Annotated in this window: 11 protein-coding genes; 7 read left to right on the top strand and 4 right to left on the bottom strand. The window is 66.1% G+C overall.

The features are described 5' to 3' along the window. The first annotated feature begins 41 nt into the window (after positions 1-41). The 4 genes from BN3001_RS07970 to BN3001_RS07985 all read left to right on the top strand — a co-directional run bounded on the left by BN3001_RS07970 (position 42) and on the right by BN3001_RS07985 (position 4,520). Positions 42-1,940, top strand: a complete 1,899-nt coding sequence (locus tag BN3001_RS07970; RefSeq protein WP_058271208.1) for a subtype A tannase — start codon at positions 42-44, stop codon at positions 1,938-1,940. 143 nt (positions 1,941-2,083) lie between these two features. Further along, positions 2,084-2,584: a CarD family transcriptional regulator gene (locus BN3001_RS07975; protein ID WP_058271209.1), complete on the top strand. Its 501-nt coding sequence runs from the start codon at positions 2,084-2,086 to the stop codon at positions 2,582-2,584. A gap of 112 nt (positions 2,585-2,696) precedes the next feature. After that, a complete protein-coding gene (locus tag BN3001_RS07980; RefSeq protein ID WP_058271210.1) occupies positions 2,697-2,993 on the top strand; it encodes an ACT domain-containing protein in 297 nt (98 codons plus the stop codon). Between the two features lie 75 nt (positions 2,994-3,068). Further along, positions 3,069-4,520 (top strand): citrate synthase, encoded by a 1,452-nt coding sequence (locus tag BN3001_RS07985; protein ID WP_197407479.1) that lies wholly within the window; start codon positions 3,069-3,071, stop codon positions 4,518-4,520. Positions 4,521-4,586: 66 nt separating this feature from the next. Here BN3001_RS07985 and BN3001_RS07990 read toward each other — a convergent pair whose 3' ends face one another. Further along, positions 4,587-6,893 carry a KUP/HAK/KT family potassium transporter gene (locus BN3001_RS07990; protein ID WP_058271211.1) on the bottom strand — a complete coding sequence of 769 codons (2,307 nt, stop codon included), beginning with the start codon at positions 6,891-6,893 and terminating at the stop codon, positions 4,587-4,589. A 216-nt stretch (positions 6,894-7,109) separates the two neighbouring features. Beyond that, positions 7,110-8,426: a class I SAM-dependent methyltransferase gene (locus BN3001_RS07995; RefSeq protein WP_058271212.1), complete on the bottom strand. Its 1,317-nt coding sequence runs from the start codon at positions 8,424-8,426 to the stop codon at positions 7,110-7,112. Between the two features lie 742 nt (positions 8,427-9,168). On the opposite strand from BN3001_RS07995, the gene BN3001_RS08005 reads away from it, so the two are divergent. After that, positions 9,169-10,890, top strand: coding sequence for a phospho-sugar mutase (locus BN3001_RS08005; RefSeq protein ID WP_058271214.1), 1,722 nt, complete (start codon positions 9,169-9,171; stop codon positions 10,888-10,890). 108 nt (positions 10,891-10,998) lie between these two features. Here BN3001_RS08005 and BN3001_RS08010 read toward each other — a convergent pair whose 3' ends face one another. Then, positions 10,999-12,186, bottom strand: a complete 1,188-nt coding sequence (locus BN3001_RS08010; RefSeq protein WP_058271215.1) for a cysteine peptidase family C39 domain-containing protein — start codon at positions 12,184-12,186, stop codon at positions 10,999-11,001. Between the two features lie 223 nt (positions 12,187-12,409). On the opposite strand from BN3001_RS08010, the gene BN3001_RS08015 reads away from it, so the two are divergent. Both BN3001_RS08015 and BN3001_RS08020 read left to right on the top strand, forming a co-directional pair. After that, positions 12,410-12,823, top strand: a complete 414-nt coding sequence (locus BN3001_RS08015; RefSeq protein ID WP_235815084.1) for a GtrA family protein — start codon at positions 12,410-12,412, stop codon at positions 12,821-12,823. Between the two features lie 197 nt (positions 12,824-13,020). Then, the gene (locus BN3001_RS08020) at positions 13,021-13,458 is read left to right on the top strand and encodes an arginine repressor (protein ID WP_058271216.1); all 438 of its coding nucleotides are present in this window, start codon (positions 13,021-13,023) and stop codon (positions 13,456-13,458) included. 167 nt (positions 13,459-13,625) lie between these two features. Here BN3001_RS08020 and BN3001_RS08025 read toward each other — a convergent pair whose 3' ends face one another. Continuing rightward, positions 13,626-15,779 carry a transglycosylase domain-containing protein gene (locus BN3001_RS08025; protein WP_058271217.1) on the bottom strand — a complete coding sequence of 718 codons (2,154 nt, stop codon included), beginning with the start codon at positions 15,777-15,779 and terminating at the stop codon, positions 13,626-13,628. Positions 15,780-15,886: the final 107 nt, after the last annotated feature.

A 15,886-nucleotide genomic window follows, 5' to 3' on the forward strand; every position in this document is an offset into this window, starting at 1 on the left:
CGGGGCCGCAGCGTCCTCACGCATGAGCGCTTGGAGGTTTGATGAACGCCACCAGGAGGAACTTCCTCACCCTCGCCGGCGGGCTTGGGGCCCTAGGTGCCCTGGGCTGCGCCGCCACACGCCAGTCCCAGTCGCAGGACCAACCGCAGGGCCAGCCCCAGGACGACGCGCCGTCCGTGGACCTGAAGGAGTTCGAGAGCCTCAGGCTCGATACGGCCGCCTGGCGCTACGACAGCGACAACGACTGCTACTACCAGCTGGGGCTCACCTACTGCACCAAGCCGGGCAACGACTCGTACGAGTCGCTTGCCATCTTTGTGCCGGGCGCCTACTTTGACGCCACCAAAAAGGGTGACACGTACAGCTGCGTCGTCAGGAAGGACGCCACGGTCGGCAGCCTCAGCCCCGCCTGCGCGCCCGCCGTGCTTCCCATAAACTCCCTGCGCCTCAACGCCCAGTCCAGCCCCGAGTCCTACAGCTTCGAGGGGCTGTCGCGCTACCTCTCGGCCGGCCTGGTGTATGTGTACGCCGGCTTCAGGGGGCGTTCGAGCGGCTATACCAGCACCTCGAAGGACATGGTGCTCGGCGGCGCCCCCTGGCCCGTCGTTGACCTCAAGGCCGCGATACGCTACCTGCGCTACAACGCGGCGAGCCTTCCCATCGATCCCGAGCGCGTCATGGTCTTTGGCTATGGCGCCGGCGGCGGCCTGAGCGCCGTCCTGGGCGCCATGGGAGACTCCGACCTCTATGCCCCGTATCTGGACGCCATTGGCGCCGCCACGCATGACGCCGAGGGGGAGCCGCTCTCCGACGGCATCTACGGATCCGCCTCCTGGTGTCCCATCACGTCCCTCGACACCCAGGACAGCGCCTACGAGTGGATGATGGGGCAGTTCGCCGATGCCGACACGCGCGCCGACGGCTCCTGGACCAAGCTCCTCTCCATGGACCTCGCCAACGCCTACGGCGACTACGTCAACGCCATGGACCTCAGGGACAAGGACGACGAGGCCCTCACTCTGGGCGCGGTGAGCGACGGCGCCTACCTTGACGGCAGCTACTATGACTACGTCATGGGCACGATCGAGGCGGCGGCGGCGGACTTCCTGAGGAGTGCCAGCTGGCCCTACACGTACACGCCCGCGCAGATGGCCGACCCCTGCTTTCCCGGGGACCCCAACCTCAAGCGCGAGGCCGAGCAGGAGGTCGGCTCGCCGGGCGGTTCCTCCGGCGCCGCGACGGCCTCGCCGTCCGGTGTGAGCTCCGTGAGCTCCACGGTGTATGACAGCACGACGGCCTACCTGAGCTCCCTCAACGAAGGTAACCGCTGGATGACCTACAGCGCCAGCCGCGGCAGGGTGCGCATCGCGAGCCTCTGGGACTTCGTCGCGCACTGCCGTCCCGCCACGCGCCCCGTGTGCGGCTTTGACATGCTTGACCGCAGCTCCCCGTGCAACCAGCTCTTTGGCATCGGGAAGGAGAGTACGCTGCACTTCGACGCGATGGTGGGCGGCCTGCTCTCGGCCCACCACGACAGCTACGCCGCCGCCGAGGGCTATGAGGCCCGCTATGCGGACGACTGGGACGGCGACCTGGCCAAGAAGGATGCGTTTGACGTCGGCATGGCCGAGCGCGTCAACGCCATGAACCCCCTCTACACCCTCAGCGGGCGGTACGACGGCTACGGCAAGGCCAAGGTGGCGCCTCACTGGCGCATCAACTCGGGCCTGTTCCAGACGGAGACGGCCATCACGGCCGAGCTCAACCTGGCGCTGGCGCTCGACCACTACCAGGGCGTGTCAGACGTGAGCTACACCCCGGTGTGGGGCCGCGGCTTTGAGCTGGCCGAGCGTGACGGCGACGCCCAGGACAAGCTGGTCGAATGGGTGGTGGGCTGCTGCCCGCAGGCGGTCTCGGAGGTCGACTCGTCAGCGGGATGAGTTGATAGGGTAGGGAACGTGACGATATAAACAAAATAATCTAGTAGAACGTGTGGCTGCGCACAAGCCTCATTCTGCAAAAGTTAGAAATTTTTCTCCTTTCGTGCTAGACTCTTCTATAGTCATACGAGAGGAGCATGTTCATGTATAACGTTGGCGAGTTCATCGTCCATCCCGGTCAGGGGGTCTGCAAGGTCGAGAAGATCGTCGAGAGCCCCCAGGCCGCATACATGCTCATGCCGGTCAGCGCCCCTCATCCCATGCGCATCAGCTATCCCGTGGACCGAGGGTCACGTCTGCGCCCGGTGGTGTCACGGCAGGAGGCGCGTGACCTCATCGGCGAGTACACGGACCTGCCCATTGACAGCTACACCTCCAACAGCACCGCCCTGGAGGAGAAGTACTTCAAGGACAAGATCAGGCGGGGCAGCTGCCTTGACTCGGTGCGGACCGTCAAGACCTTCCGTCGTCGCATCGCCGAGGCCCGCGCCAACAACCGCAAGCCGCCCGTCGTATACGAGCGCCTGCTCAAGCAGGCCTGCGAGCGCTCCCTCGAGGAGCTTTCCGTGGCGCTCGACCTCTCCAAGGACGACGTCGCCGCGCTCTTCCAGTCCGGCCAGCCCGTGGAGGCCAACGCCAACTAGGCGGGCGTGAGCAAGCAGTTTGTTACAAGCCGGCCCTCCTCGGACGTTCCGTCGTAGAATGGTCCGGGAGGGGAGACGGGCGTCCCCTTGCCTACGAGCAAAGGGGAGTGACGTGTCAGAGACGGGCGACACCACCAACAATCGCGCCATCGTGACCGTGCTGGGCAACGATCGCCCCGGCATCGTGGCCGCCGTGACGGGCGCGCTCGCGGAGTGCGACATCAATATCCTCGACATCTCGCAGACCATCCTGCAGGGCATCTTCACGATGACCATGCTCGTGGACCTGGCGGGTGCGAGCGTGGAGTTCAGGCACGTCCAGGACCGGCTCGACCGGCTCGCCCAGGACCTCTGCGTGCAGGTCAACCTGCAGCGCGAGGACGTGTTCAATTACATGTACAGACTGTAGTCTCTGTGAGGGCCCCGGCTGCGGGGATGACGCCTGACCCTTCGCGCGGCGCGGGCGGGCAGTTGGGAGAGGTCCATGGCGGACGGCATCAAGCAACGCATCGAGAGGCGCTTTCTCGGCCGAAACGAGACGTCCGCCTTCTCGCATATCGCGGACGTGTATCCCATGCCGTCCGAGGGCATGGGACGCCTCCCGGTGTCCGACACGCTCTACGAGGGCATGAAGCGCGTGGACGCGGTGCCGTCCGAGCTCTATGCCCAGCGCCACGTCAAGCGGGGCCTGCGCAACGCCGACGGATCGGGCGTGCTGGTGGGTCTCACCACGATCTCCGACGTGCATGGCTACACCAAGACCGACGGCAGGCTCGCGCCCGACCGCGGCGAGCTCAAGCTCAGGGGCTATCGCATAGGCGACCTGGTGAGCGGTACTCACGACGCCGACCGCTTTGGCTACGAGGAGGTCGCCTTCCTGCTGCTCTCGGGCTTTCTGCCCACCCAGGGCGAGCTCGACGACTTCAAGGCTCGCATCGCCGCCCGACGCCAGCTCCCCGAGGGCTACCTCGACATCTTTCCCCGCACCACCTACAGCCACTCGATCATGAACGTGCTGCAGCGCGCCACGCTCCTGCTGTATGCCTTTGACCGCAACCCCGACGAGACCTCGGCCGAGCACGAGATCGACGTCGCCATCTCGCTGTTGGGGCGCTGGCCGCGCGTCGCCTCGCTGGCCCATCAGGCCTACGTCGCCGAGGCGGACGGCACGCGCCTGAGGGTCCCGCCGGCACGGGAGGGCTACACCATGGCCGAGACCATCCTGGACGTCCTTCGCGGCGACGAGGGCTTCTCGCGCGAGGAGGCCATGATGCTCGACGTCATGCTCATGCTCCACGCCGAGCACGGCGGCGGCAACAACTCGAGCTTTGCCTGCCGCGTGCTCTCGTCCTCGGGGACGGACGCCTATAGCGCCTATGCCGCAGCCCTCGGCTCGCTCAAGGGGCCCAAGCACGGCGGCGCCAACTTCAAGGCGGGCAAGATGATGGACGACATCGCCGAGCACGTCCGTGACTGGTCGAGCGATGACGAGGTGGCCGCCTACCTCATCAAGGTGCTCAGAGGGGAGGCCTTTGACCATGCCGGCCTGATCTACGGGCTGGGGCATGCGGTCTACACGATCACCGACCCCCGCGCGGAGGTCGTGCGCTCCTATGCCGAGTCCCTGGCGCGCAAGAAGGGGCAGCTCGACAAGTTTGAGCTCATCCGTCGCGTGGAGCGTCTGGGCCCCGAGGTCATGCGGGACGTCATGCACATCAGCAAGCCTATCTCCACCAACATCGACATGTACACGGGCTTCGTCTATACGATGCTCAAGATACCCGAGGACCTCTTTACGCCCCTCTTCGCCCTGGCGCGCGTGAGCGGCTGGGCGGCCCATCGCATGGAGGAGCTCTTTGGCTCGGCGCGCATCATCAGGCCCGCCTACAGCTCCTACATGACGGAGCGCCCCTACGAGCCCATCGAGAGCCGCTAGCAAGAGCGCTAGCGCGGGCCGTTCGGACGGGGGCGGAGGCCGCCTTCGTCCGACGCGCCCTGCGCCCTAGTTCGTGCCGCCCCGCTCGCCGTCCGTCTCGTCCAGGAGGCCTCCGCCCGCGCCCGCCGCGTCAATCTCGTCATCGTCGATGCGAAGGGGCTTGAAGCTCGCCGTGTCGCCGCCCACGAGCTCGTGTTCGACCTCGACGACGGACTCCTGAAGCTCAGCCTGCATGTCGGCCGAGAAGATGTCCTCGTCGTCGCCCTCCATGCTCGCGCTCGTCGCGGCGGCGTGCAGGGCCTGTTCCTGCTCCTGCTGCCCGCTGACGCGCCTGAGACGGTGCTGGCGCTTCGTGCGCCCGAACAGAGGCACGTACTCAAAGATGATGCTCGAGTTCTCCAGGCCGTACCAGCGCGCCGGCGACCCGGCAAAGCGGCGGATGAAGTACTTGGCGCCGATGACGTTGGCGTTGAAGCCCGAGATGTCCGACTCGGGGGAGAGCATCTTGCGAATCAGGCAGAAGCGGAAGTCGCCCACCTTGCCGCGGTTGCGGTAGATCGAGTACTTGTGGTCCTGCGGCTCGAGGTTGTTGTGCTGCATGAGGTCCGCGACGATCTGGTACAGGTAGGTGTTGACGCGCTGGTTGACGCGGAAGCCCAGGCGCAGCTGAACCTTGAAGACGAAGTTGGTCCCAAAGTCGTTGACGATGAACTCGTGCGTGTACGGCTCGTTCGTGACCTTGATGTTGAGGAAGTAGTACGCTCGCGCGCGCTTGGGCTGCTTGTCCAGGATGGAATAGAGGATGTCGCGGTCAAGCTTGTCATGAGAGGAGTCGTTGGTCAAAAAGACCAGGTTGTCGGCCGTGTAGGGAAAGTCGGTGTCATGCGAGAGAGCCTTGAGCTGGTCAAGGTAGCGAGCCACGGGCAGATACACCGACTGGGTGTGCTCTATGGCCGTGCCGCGCCGCCAGATGTACATGACGGCGAAGATGAGCGTCGCCATGAGGACGGTGAACCAGCCGCCGTGGAAGAACTTGGTGAGGCTCGAGAAGAAGAACATGAGCTCGATGGCGCCGAAGACGCACGCGAAGACGACGGCGAAGGCGGTCTTCTTGCGGTTGTGCGAGAGGTAGGCAAAGAGCAGCATCGTGGTCATGAGCATGGTCACCGTAATGGCCAGGCCATAGGCGGCCTCCATGGCGCTCGAGCGCTGAAAGAGGAGCACCACGAAGATGCAGGCGATCCACATGATGGAGTTGACGAGCGGAATGTAGATCTGCCCGCGCGTCTCGGAGGGATAGTTGATCTTCATGTGAGGCAGGAGGTCAAGCCTGATGGCCTCCGAGACGATGGAGTACGAGCCGGTGATGAGCGCCTGCGAGGCGATGATGGCGGCGAGGGTGGAGAGCACGACGGCGAGGACGCGGAAGTTCGCGGGGATCATCTCGAAGAACGGGTTGAGGTCCTCGATGCGCGCGAGCTCCTGGTTGTGCTGGTTCACGAGGATCCAGGCGCCCTGTCCCAGATAGTTGAAGATGAGGCAGAGCTTGACGAAGGGCCAGGTACCGTAGATGTTGGCCTTGCCCACGTGGCCCATGTCGGAATAGAGGGCCTCCGCGCCGGTGGTGCAGAGGAAGACGTTGCCCAGCACCATCACGCCGGCCGCGTTTATGCTCCCGTCAAAGAGGAAGGTGAGGCCGCGCAGGGGGTTGAGGGCGCGCAGCACGCTGAGGTTGCCCCCGACGTTCATGAGGCCCGCCGCCCCCAGGTAGAGGAACCACAGGGTCATGATCGGGCCAAAGAGCCGGCCGATCGTGGAGGTGCCGGCGCGCTGGATCAAAAACAGCGCGCAGAGGATCGTGACGGTGACGATGATGACGATGCGCTGGTTGTCGCCGATGACCTGATGGACGGCGTCGATGGTCCTGAGGCCCTCGATGGCGGTGGTCACCGTGACCGCGGGCGTCAGGATGCCGTCCGCCAAAAGCGCCGCCCCGCCGATCATGGCGGGGAGGATGAGCCATCGGGCGCAACGCTTGACGAGGCTGTACAGGGCAAAGATGCCGCCCTCGTTGTGGTTGTCCGCCTTCATGGCCACGAGGACGTACTTGACGGTCGTGATGAGCGTGAGGGTCCATATGATCAGCGAGAGGGCGCCGAGCACGGCGTCCTCGCCCATGGTGGCCAGGCCGCCGTTGCCCGACACGATGGCCTTGAGCGTGTACATGGGGCTCGTGCCGATGTCGCCGTACACCACGCCAAGGGTCACGAGCATCATGCCTGCGGAGAGGGGGATGCCGGCGCGCCTGAGCCTCGTGCGCCGGCTCGCGGCGGCCGTGTCGCCGGCGGTCTGTGCCGTAGTCTTCGTGTTCATAGCATCCGTTTCGTCGAGCGGGACAAACGTCATGCGCCGCGCCCGGCCCCAGGCCGGCCGGCGGCGCCAGCACCCCTAGTGTAGCCATGCGGCGCCCGGGATGCCACGAATCCTTTAGCTCGCGTTAATGTCGGGGCATGAGCCTCGGGAGGACGACATGCGACATGATTGACGGCCGCCGCGCGTCATTGGGGCGGCGTGGCGTCAGGCAGACCGTCAGGGCCGTGTCGTTCGTCTCACCAGGTAGCAGTGATGGACCTGGGGGGAGCGCGAGAAGTCCTCCGGGATCGTCCGGTCGGTGATGTCCTCGACGCCAACGCCTGCCTTGGCCAGGGCGGCCACGTCGGGCTTGAAGCGCCTGAGGTTGCACGAGAAGAGCGCCACGCCGTCGCGGGTGAGGAGCCGGGACACGTCGATGAGCAGCTCCACGTGATCGCGCTGCACGTCCCAGCTGCCCTGCATGCCCTTTGAGTTGGAGAAGGTGGGCACGTCGCAGAACACGAGGTCCCAGCGGTTCCTGCTGTGGCGCTGCTCGTTGACCCACGACAGGACGTCCGACTGGACGTACTCGTGCTCGCGTCCCACGAAGCCGTTGCGCGCCATGTTGCGACGGGCCCACTCAAGCGAGGGTCGGCTCATGTCCACGGTCGTGGTGTACTTGCAGCCGCCGTCCGCCGCGTAGCAGGTCGCGCTTCCCGTGTACGCAAAGAGGTTGAGGAAGCGCTTGGACCCTCGAGTCTGCTTGGCCATCTCGCGCACGAGCGCGCGGGTGTCGCGATGGTCCAGGAAGATGCCGCAGTCCAGACGCAGGTCAAAGTTGACCTCAAACGTGAGGCCGCCCTCGTCGATTAGGTGGGCGCCGCGCGGCAGCTCGATGCGAGACGCGCCTTTGCCCTCCCGTCGCTCCCGGCGCGGCCCGTAACGCCCCTCCGCCGCCGCCTCGGCGGCGTACTGGGAGCCGCCCCGCGCCCGAACGCGGGTCCTCAGAAACACGTTGTCGGGGCTCACGTCCAGGACGTGCGGGGCGAGCGAGAGGACGTCCAAAAGTCGCCTGCGGGCGAGGGCGGGGTCAACGTCCTTGGGAGCCGCGTACTCAAACACCTGCAGCCAGGGCCCCCGGCTCCCGCGCTGGGGCGCGAGCTCCGACCGGTGGAAGAGGTCGATGGTGACGGCATAGTCGGGGAGGTCGGCGTCATAGACGCGATAGCAGCTCACGTCCTCGCGCCGCGCCCACTTTGCCCTCTGACGGGCCATCTTCGCCAGGCGTCGCGCAAACTGGTCGGAGCCCGCCACGAGCACGGGGAGCCTCAGGACGGCGCCCCCGTGAGGGTTGGGAAGCTCCGCCGTCGGCGGCGTCGGCTCCGCGTCCGCCTCGCGCGCCGCCCCGTAGCCGTGCAGGACCGCCCCGTCTCGCCCCACGATCACCTCGGTCGTGGTGGAGGGCCTGCGTCCCAGGACCTCGTCGACGACGGCGTCACGCGCGAGGGCGGCCGCCCCGCCCTCGCCTGGCGCGGCGCGAATAGAAGGTGTCAAAAGATGGATCCTGCTTTTACTGAAGTTTGCGCTTTTTTTTTTTTTCAAGCAGAAGACGGCATACGAGATATTGGCGTGACTGGAGTTCAGACGTGTGCTCTTCCGATCCCATCATGCGGTCCGCGATGGCGTCCTTGGTCCTCATGGCAACGAACTGCGTGTTTCTGAGCTGGGCGTTGGTGCCGTGAGCGTCGACGACGATCGTGGCGCCCTGGGGCAGCTGGTCCTCCCACGCCAGGGACGAGACGCCCGCATGCAGCGCGTCGGCGTCCCGGGCGTCCACGCCGCCCAGGACGAGCACCACGCGCGAGGCGAGGCGCGACCATAGGCATGCCCGATAGGCGTCGCGCACGCTCCCGCGAAAGGCCACCTGCCCCGTCAGGGGGCGCACCCCGGGCGTGCCCAGGGACCTGAGCTCGTCCGCGAGCAGGCCCTCGAAGCCCTTGGGGCAGCTGGCGAAGAACGCGTGGTCGCTTGCCGTCGTGCTGTTCTCATTCATCATGGCACCCTTTCGACTGCTACGTACGGTACCATGACCCCAGGCGTCGGGACCTCGGGGAGTCGCCCGCCCGCAAGATGCACGCCAGGCCCGCCGGCCCGCCGGCGTCGCGCCTCTCAGCCCGAGGGGGCGCGACCGTCCGCCCAGGCCTCTGACCGCGCCCCCGCAGCTTCAAGTAGTATCAGACATGTCAGGTTGGAGCTGGGCGTTCCGCAGCCACGACATACGTTGGAGGAGAAGACCATGGATCAGAAGACGCAGGAGAAGGTCCGGCTGTGGAAGGACCATGTGACGGAGCCTGACCTCAAGGAGGAGCTCGACGCGCTCCTGGCGGGTGACGAGGAGAAGCTCAACGACGCGTTCTATCGCGATCTCGCCTTTGGCACGGCCGGCTTGCGCGGCATCCTGGGCGTGGGCACCAACCGCATGAACGTCCACGTGGTGGCCCAGACGACCCAGGGCGTGGCCGACTATCTCAACAAGCACTACGAGTCGCCGAGCCTCGCGCTCGCGCGCGACTCCCGCCTCAAGGGCGAGGACTTCCAGCGCGTCGCGGCGGGCGTGCTTGCCGCCAACGGCATCCATGTGTACGTGTACCCCCGCATCGAGCCCGTCCCCGCGCTCTCCTTCGCCGTGCGCTATCTGGGCACGAGCGCGGGCATCGTGCTGACGGCCTCCCACAACCCCGCGGCCTACAACGGCTACAAGGTCTACAACGACAACGGCGGCCAGATCACCGACGAGGCCGCCGCGGAGATCAGCCGTAACATCGAGTCCGTCGACGTCTTCGGCGGCATCAAGATGATGGACTTTGAGGAGGGCCTCAGGCGGGGACTCATCGAATGGACGCCCGAGGAGGTGCTTGACGCCTTCATCGAGAGCGTCAAGAAGGTCTCCGTCCCCGGCTTCAAGGCGGACGAGTCCTACTCGGTCGTCTACACGCCCCTCAACGGCACGGGCATGGAGTGCGTGACGCGCATCCTCAAGGAGATCGGGGTCGAGAAGGTCTCGGTGGTGCCCGAGCAGAGCGAGCCCGACGGCAACTTCCCCACCTGCCCCTATCCCAACCCCGAGTTTCGCGAGGCGCTCCAGCTTGCCCTCGACCTCGCCGAGAAGGTCAAGCCCAACCTCGTCGTCGCCACCGACCCTGACGCCGACCGCATGGGCACCGCCATTCCCCACGACGGCGCGTACAAGCTCCTCAACGGCAACGAGATGGGCGTCCTGCTCATGGACTGGCTCGCGCAGATGGCCGCCGACAACGGCGAGGACGTCAGCCGCAAGGTGGCCGTCACGTCCATCGTCTCGTCCGCCATGCCCGACGCCCTCGCCAAGGACCAGGGCTTTGAGCTGAGGCGCGTCCTCACGGGCTTCAAGTACGTGGGCGACCAGATTGACCAGCTCAAGGCTGCGGGCGAGGAGGACCGCTTCCTCATGGGCTACGAGGAGTCCTATGGCTACCTCGTCGGCACGCACGTCCGTGACAAGGACGCCATCGTCGCCGTCGAGATGTGCGTCGAGATGGCGGCTCACTATGCTGCGCAGGGCAAGGACCTCTATGAGGTCATGGAGGACCTGTACCAGCGCTATGGCTATTACCTCAACGGCATCGTCAATGCCTCGTTTCCCGGTGCCCAGGGTGCCAGGAGGATGGCGGACATCATGCAGGGGCTGCGTGACGAGCCGCTCTCCCAGATTGCGAGCCTTGCCGTCGAGGGCGTCACCGACTACGCCACGGGCGCGGACATGCCGCGCGTGGCGGGCCTGCAGAAGGAGGCCCCGCAGGTCCTGCCGCCCGCCGATGTGATCGAGTACCGTCTGGCGGGCGAGAACAAGGTCATCTTCCGCCCGTCGGGCACGGAGCCCAAGGTCAAGGCCTACCTCTTTAGCAAGGGTGCCACGCGCGCCGCGTCCGAGGCGGTGCTGGACGAGCTGAGGGGCGCGTGCGAGAAGATTCTCTCATAGGTCAGGGCGCCGCGCGATTGTTCGCTTGCGTCACGAGCCCCCGCCGACGTCGGCGGGGGCTCGCTGTGTGCGGGAGGGGCGCAGGAGAGAGCCGCGCGCCTCGACGTTCTAGTCCTTTTCGGCGTCGGAGGAGCCCGACGTGCTGCCACCGCTCAGCGCATAGAAGGAGGTGGCGTTGGCGGCGACGGTGCCCACGCTCCAGCTGTGAGCCGACGCTGCGGCCGAGGTCGGGTCATGCAGCGTGACCGAGCCGTCGTCGTTCTTCCTGACCACGAGCGCCCAGTGGGCATAGGGGCCGTCAAAGCCGGCCTTGAGGCCCACGATCGCGACGGCGCCCTTGACGGACAGGATGTCCTCGAGCGTCTCGGCGGAGGGGCTGGCGTATGCCTTGCACCCGAGGCCGAGCTGCGTGGCCTCGTAGGTGAACAGGTCGCCGGTGGTGGACGCTTCGTCGGTGGTGCCGTAGCCCTTGTCCTGGGCGTCGGCGGCAAAGGCCGCGGGCGTCTTGTCCGTCTTGCCCGTCAGCCCCATGTAGGCCATCGCAAGGCTCGTGGGACCCGACCCGGTCACGCCCATGACGCTGCCCGCGTAGTCCACGTAGCCCCAGCGCACGTCCCAGTCGTACAGCAGGGGGAAGCTGCCCTTGTCGTTGGGCTGACCGTAGTCGGCGGGCTTGTGCTCCGCCGTGGCATAGGCGCTGACGAAGTCGACGGCCTCGGGCTCGTTGACGGCCAGCTCAGGAATGCGGGGGTCAGGGTACTGGTCGGCGTTTCTGGCGATGGCGGCGAGCTTCTCGCCGCGGTCGAGGGCGGGGGAGAACTTGCCCGTGAGCTCCTGCGAGGCGCCGACGGCCACGCGGGCGTCCCACTGGTTGGTGGACGCCTGGTCGTCATTGCCCCCTGCCGCCTGTTTGGCCGTGCAGCCCCGCACGCAGCTGGACACGCCCAGGATCAGGATGAGCACGAGCACGAGGGCGGCGGCGGCGAGGACCAGCATGCGGTTGGATATGCCGTAGCGCGCCAGCAGGTCGCGTCGGCGCCCGTCGAAGTTGATCTGCTGGCTGCGCCCCCTCAGGGAGTAGCCGGTGTCCCTGCCCGTGATCGTTCGGTAGTTCTGGTCGCTGCGGTACTTTGAGTTGCGGCGCTGCGGACCGATGGCTCTCGAACCGCGCCCGCCGCGCGACTGGGACCCTATGCTGGTGCGACGGGGATCGTCCCTGCCGACCCTCGTGCTGGGGACGTACGGTGCGTTGCCGTCGCTGGGCCGACGGCCCTGCCTACCCATATTGCGTGCCATGAACTGTCCTCTTGTCGATTCATGCGTCAGGAGCGCATGCCAAGGCGTACCATTCCATACTATTGCATTATGACGCTCCCGCGCCAGGCGGCGTGGCCTTTGGGTGCCCACGAGGCAGCCAGCGGCTGTCCGGGGCCCTGGTGGCCGGGGTGCAGGGTTGGGACATAAGGCCGGGCGCCAGGCAGGGCGACAGGGCGCCGTCATCGTCGGAGAGGAGGCCCACATGGCGGACGTGCGGGGCATCGTAAGGCAGTTCTTGAAATTTGGCGTCGTCGGCCTCGTCGCGTTCTTCATCGACTACGGCATCCTCATGCTGCTGTCCGTGGGCCTGCGCTGGGATCCCGTCCTGTCGGCGGGCATCTCGTTCGTCATATCGCTCATATTCAACTACGTCGCCTCGATGCGCTACGTCTTCACCCGGCGCGACGACCTCAGTCGGCAGCGCGAGTTTGTGGTCTTTGTAGTCCTCTCTTTCATCGGCCTTGCCATCAACGAGCTCTGCATGTGGCTGGGCACGACGGCCCTGGGCGCCTCGCCGCTGGCCATCACGGCCACCAAGCTCATCGCCACCACCATCGTCATGGTATGGAACTTCCTCAGCCGCAGGCGCTGGCTCGACGCCGGTGAGGCCGGCTAGGGCCTGTGCCGGCCGTATGCGTACCGCTGGGCCAGACGATGCGCCTTTGCCGTGCGGCGCACATGTAGTATTCATGTAGAGAGCGAAACACGGAAGTAATTTTCACCAAATTGTATACCTTATCGGATATCCTTACGAGCAAGTGTATGGCAGGAATCCTTCAGGCTCGCCCTGATGGCGTTCGAGAGGATCGGTCGATGGTCAAGAGGCGTAATAACAGGCAGGATGCGATCAGGGACATCGTGCGCGGCAAGTCGATCAGGACCCAGCGCGCGCTCGTGGACGAGCTTCAGGCCATAGGGTTCAACTGCACGCAGGCGACCGTGTCGCGCGACATCGCCGACATGGGGCTGCGCAAGCTCAGCGACGGCATCTACGTCCTGGCGGAGGACCTGCACCTGCAGCGCATGGTGTCGGAGTTCGTGCTGACCGTCGAAATCGCCAACAACCTCGTCGTCATCAAGACTCAGCCCGGCACCGCCTCGGGCGTGGCCGCCGCAGTGGATGCCGCGCTGCTTCCCGAGGTCAAGGGGTCTGTCGCCGGCAACGACACGGTCCTGGTCATCTCCGGCAGCGAGGAGGCGGCGCAGGACCTCACGCACCTCATCGGCAAGCTTCAGAACGCCCGTCGTTAGGCGTCCCGCCCGCGTCGCCCGGGAGGCGACGGCTGCGCCTTGGCGCACGGACGCCCAAGGGGCAAAGACGACGTCAGGACAGCGTGCAGGCATGCCCCTCAGGCCGACCTCGTAGGTCGGCCTCATGCGTCGTCCGTGCAGGCCTCAAAGGCCGTCCGTGGCGCCGGTCAGGCGCCCGCGCCCGTCGTGCCACCGCCCGTCTCGCCCGTCGTCGAGGGCGTCGTCCCCGTCGTCGTCTGGGTCCCGGCGCCGTTCGTCTTGGTCGTGCGGGTGTCCTGGCTGGCCTCGGCGCCCTCCTCCTTCTCCTCCTCCTCCTTGGGCTTGGGTGGCGCAAGAATCGCGTTTGTCCAGCTCAGCGTCGTGGGCGTGGCAATGCCCGAGATGGACGCGTTGGTCTTTGAGAAGGTCCAGTCGCGGTTGGGCTTGTACGTCACGGCCTCCTTGGTGGTGGGAAACTCCTCGCGCGCGACGCCCTCGAGGGCGCCGTTGAGGAACTTGGCGAAGATGGGGACGGTCGTGTTGTAGGGGTGGCCGTACGACCCGCCCACGTAGACCGCCGCCTCCTGCTCGTAGCCGCACCAGATCGCCACGGAGAGCTGGGGCGTGATGCCGCAGAACCAGAGGTCGCGGTAGTTCTCGGACGTGCCGGTCTTGCCGGCGACGGGCTGGTTGACCTTCATAAGCGAGGTGAGCTGGCTTGCGGTGCCGCCGCCCTTGCACACGCCCTCCATGACCTCGCGGGAGGCCTGTGCGACGGGGGCGCTGATGGCCTGGGTCGGGCTGTCCTCATGCTGGTAGACCACATTGCCGTTGCGGTCCTCGATCTTGGTGATGGCCACGGCGCCTCGATGCACGCCGTTGGTGGCGACGGTCGCATAGGCCTCCGCCATCTGGATGGGGGGGATCCCCGTCGTGCCCAGCGTCAGGGAGTCATAGGCCTCCATTGGCTCGCGAATGCCCAGCGACTGGGCGGTCGAGACGATGCTCTCCGACTTGACCGCCTGGGCCACCTGCACGAAGCCGGTGTTGGACGACACGGCGAAGGCTCGTGCCAACGAGATGTTCCCGTAGTTCGCGTTGGCAAAGTTCTGGACCTTCCAGGTGGAGGTAAAGCGCATGGGCGAGTTGCATGTGAGGTAGATGTTGGGGTTCATGCCCTGGGATATGGCGTCTATCAGGGTGAAGGTCTTGAAGCTCGACCCCACCTGGCGTCGGGCGTCCGTCGCCATGTTGTATTGGCTCGTGTGGTAGTCACGTCCCCCGACCATGGCGAGCACGTAGCCCGTGTTGGGGTCAATGGCCACGAGGGCCGCCTGGAGCTTGGGGTTGCCGATGGCGCTGAGCTGGGAGCTCACGGCGTCCTCGGCGGACCTCTGCGTCGCGGGGTTGAGGGTCGTGTAGACCTTGAGGCCGCCCTTCATGATGGTGTCCTGGTCAAAGTCCTGGAGGAGCACCTGCTTGATGTAGTCGGTGAAATAGGGGTACTCGTTCTGCGCGTCGGTGAAGCTGCCCTCGTTGGTCTCCAGGGGCTCGGCCACGGCGGCGTCGTGCTCCTCCTGCGTGATGTCGCCGGCGGTCAGCATGCGGTCGAGGACCGTGTTGCGGCGCGTCGTGGCGAGCTCGGGGTTGGCGAGGGGGTCATAGGTGGTGGGAGACTGGGGCAGGCCGCAGAGCGTGGCCGCCTCGGCGAGCGTGAGGTCCTTGGCGTCCTTGTCAAAGTAGGTGACCGCCGCCGCCTCGATGCCGTAGGCGCTGTGGCCAAAGTAGATGGTGTTGAGGTACATGGTCAGGATCTGGTCCTTGGTGTACATCTTCTCCATCTGGACGGCGATGTAGGCCTCGCGGACCTTGCGCTTGAGCGTCTGCTCAAACTGCTCGTCCGAGAGGACCGTGTTGCGCACCAGCTGCTGGGTGATCGTGGAGGCGCCTTCGGAACCGCCGCCGAGCTGGACGACGGCCGCGCGGACGATACCCTGGGGGTCCACGCCGTTATGCTGGTAGAAGCGCTTGTCCTCCGTGTCGACGATGGCCTTGAGGACGTAGTCGGACATCTGGTCCTGCTCCACCGTGCGACGGTTCTGCACGTAATACTCGCTGATGACGGAGCCGTCCGCGGCATAGACGGTGGTGGGCTCGGCCACGAGGTAGGCGTCCGCCGAGGAGTAGTCGGGGAGGTCCTGAAGCCACTGGCTCACGAGGGCGCCGAGCGATATGCACAGGGCAAGGACCAGGAGGGCGACAAAGCCGAAGATGCCGGCGATGCCAAATCCCACGATGTGCGTGCGCGAGCGCGTACGAGCCCGACGGGTGCGAATGCCCATGTATGCCTCCTTGAACAAACAGTCATGCATCATTATAGGTGACCTGCCCGCCCATCCCGCCCTGCGCCCAGGGAACGCGGCGTGGCAGGGGCGTGCGGCGCCCGCCG

This window comes from Olsenella massiliensis (assembly GCF_001457795.1).
GTDB classification, from domain to species: domain Bacteria; phylum Actinomycetota; class Coriobacteriia; order Coriobacteriales; family Atopobiaceae; genus Olsenella_F; species Olsenella_F massiliensis.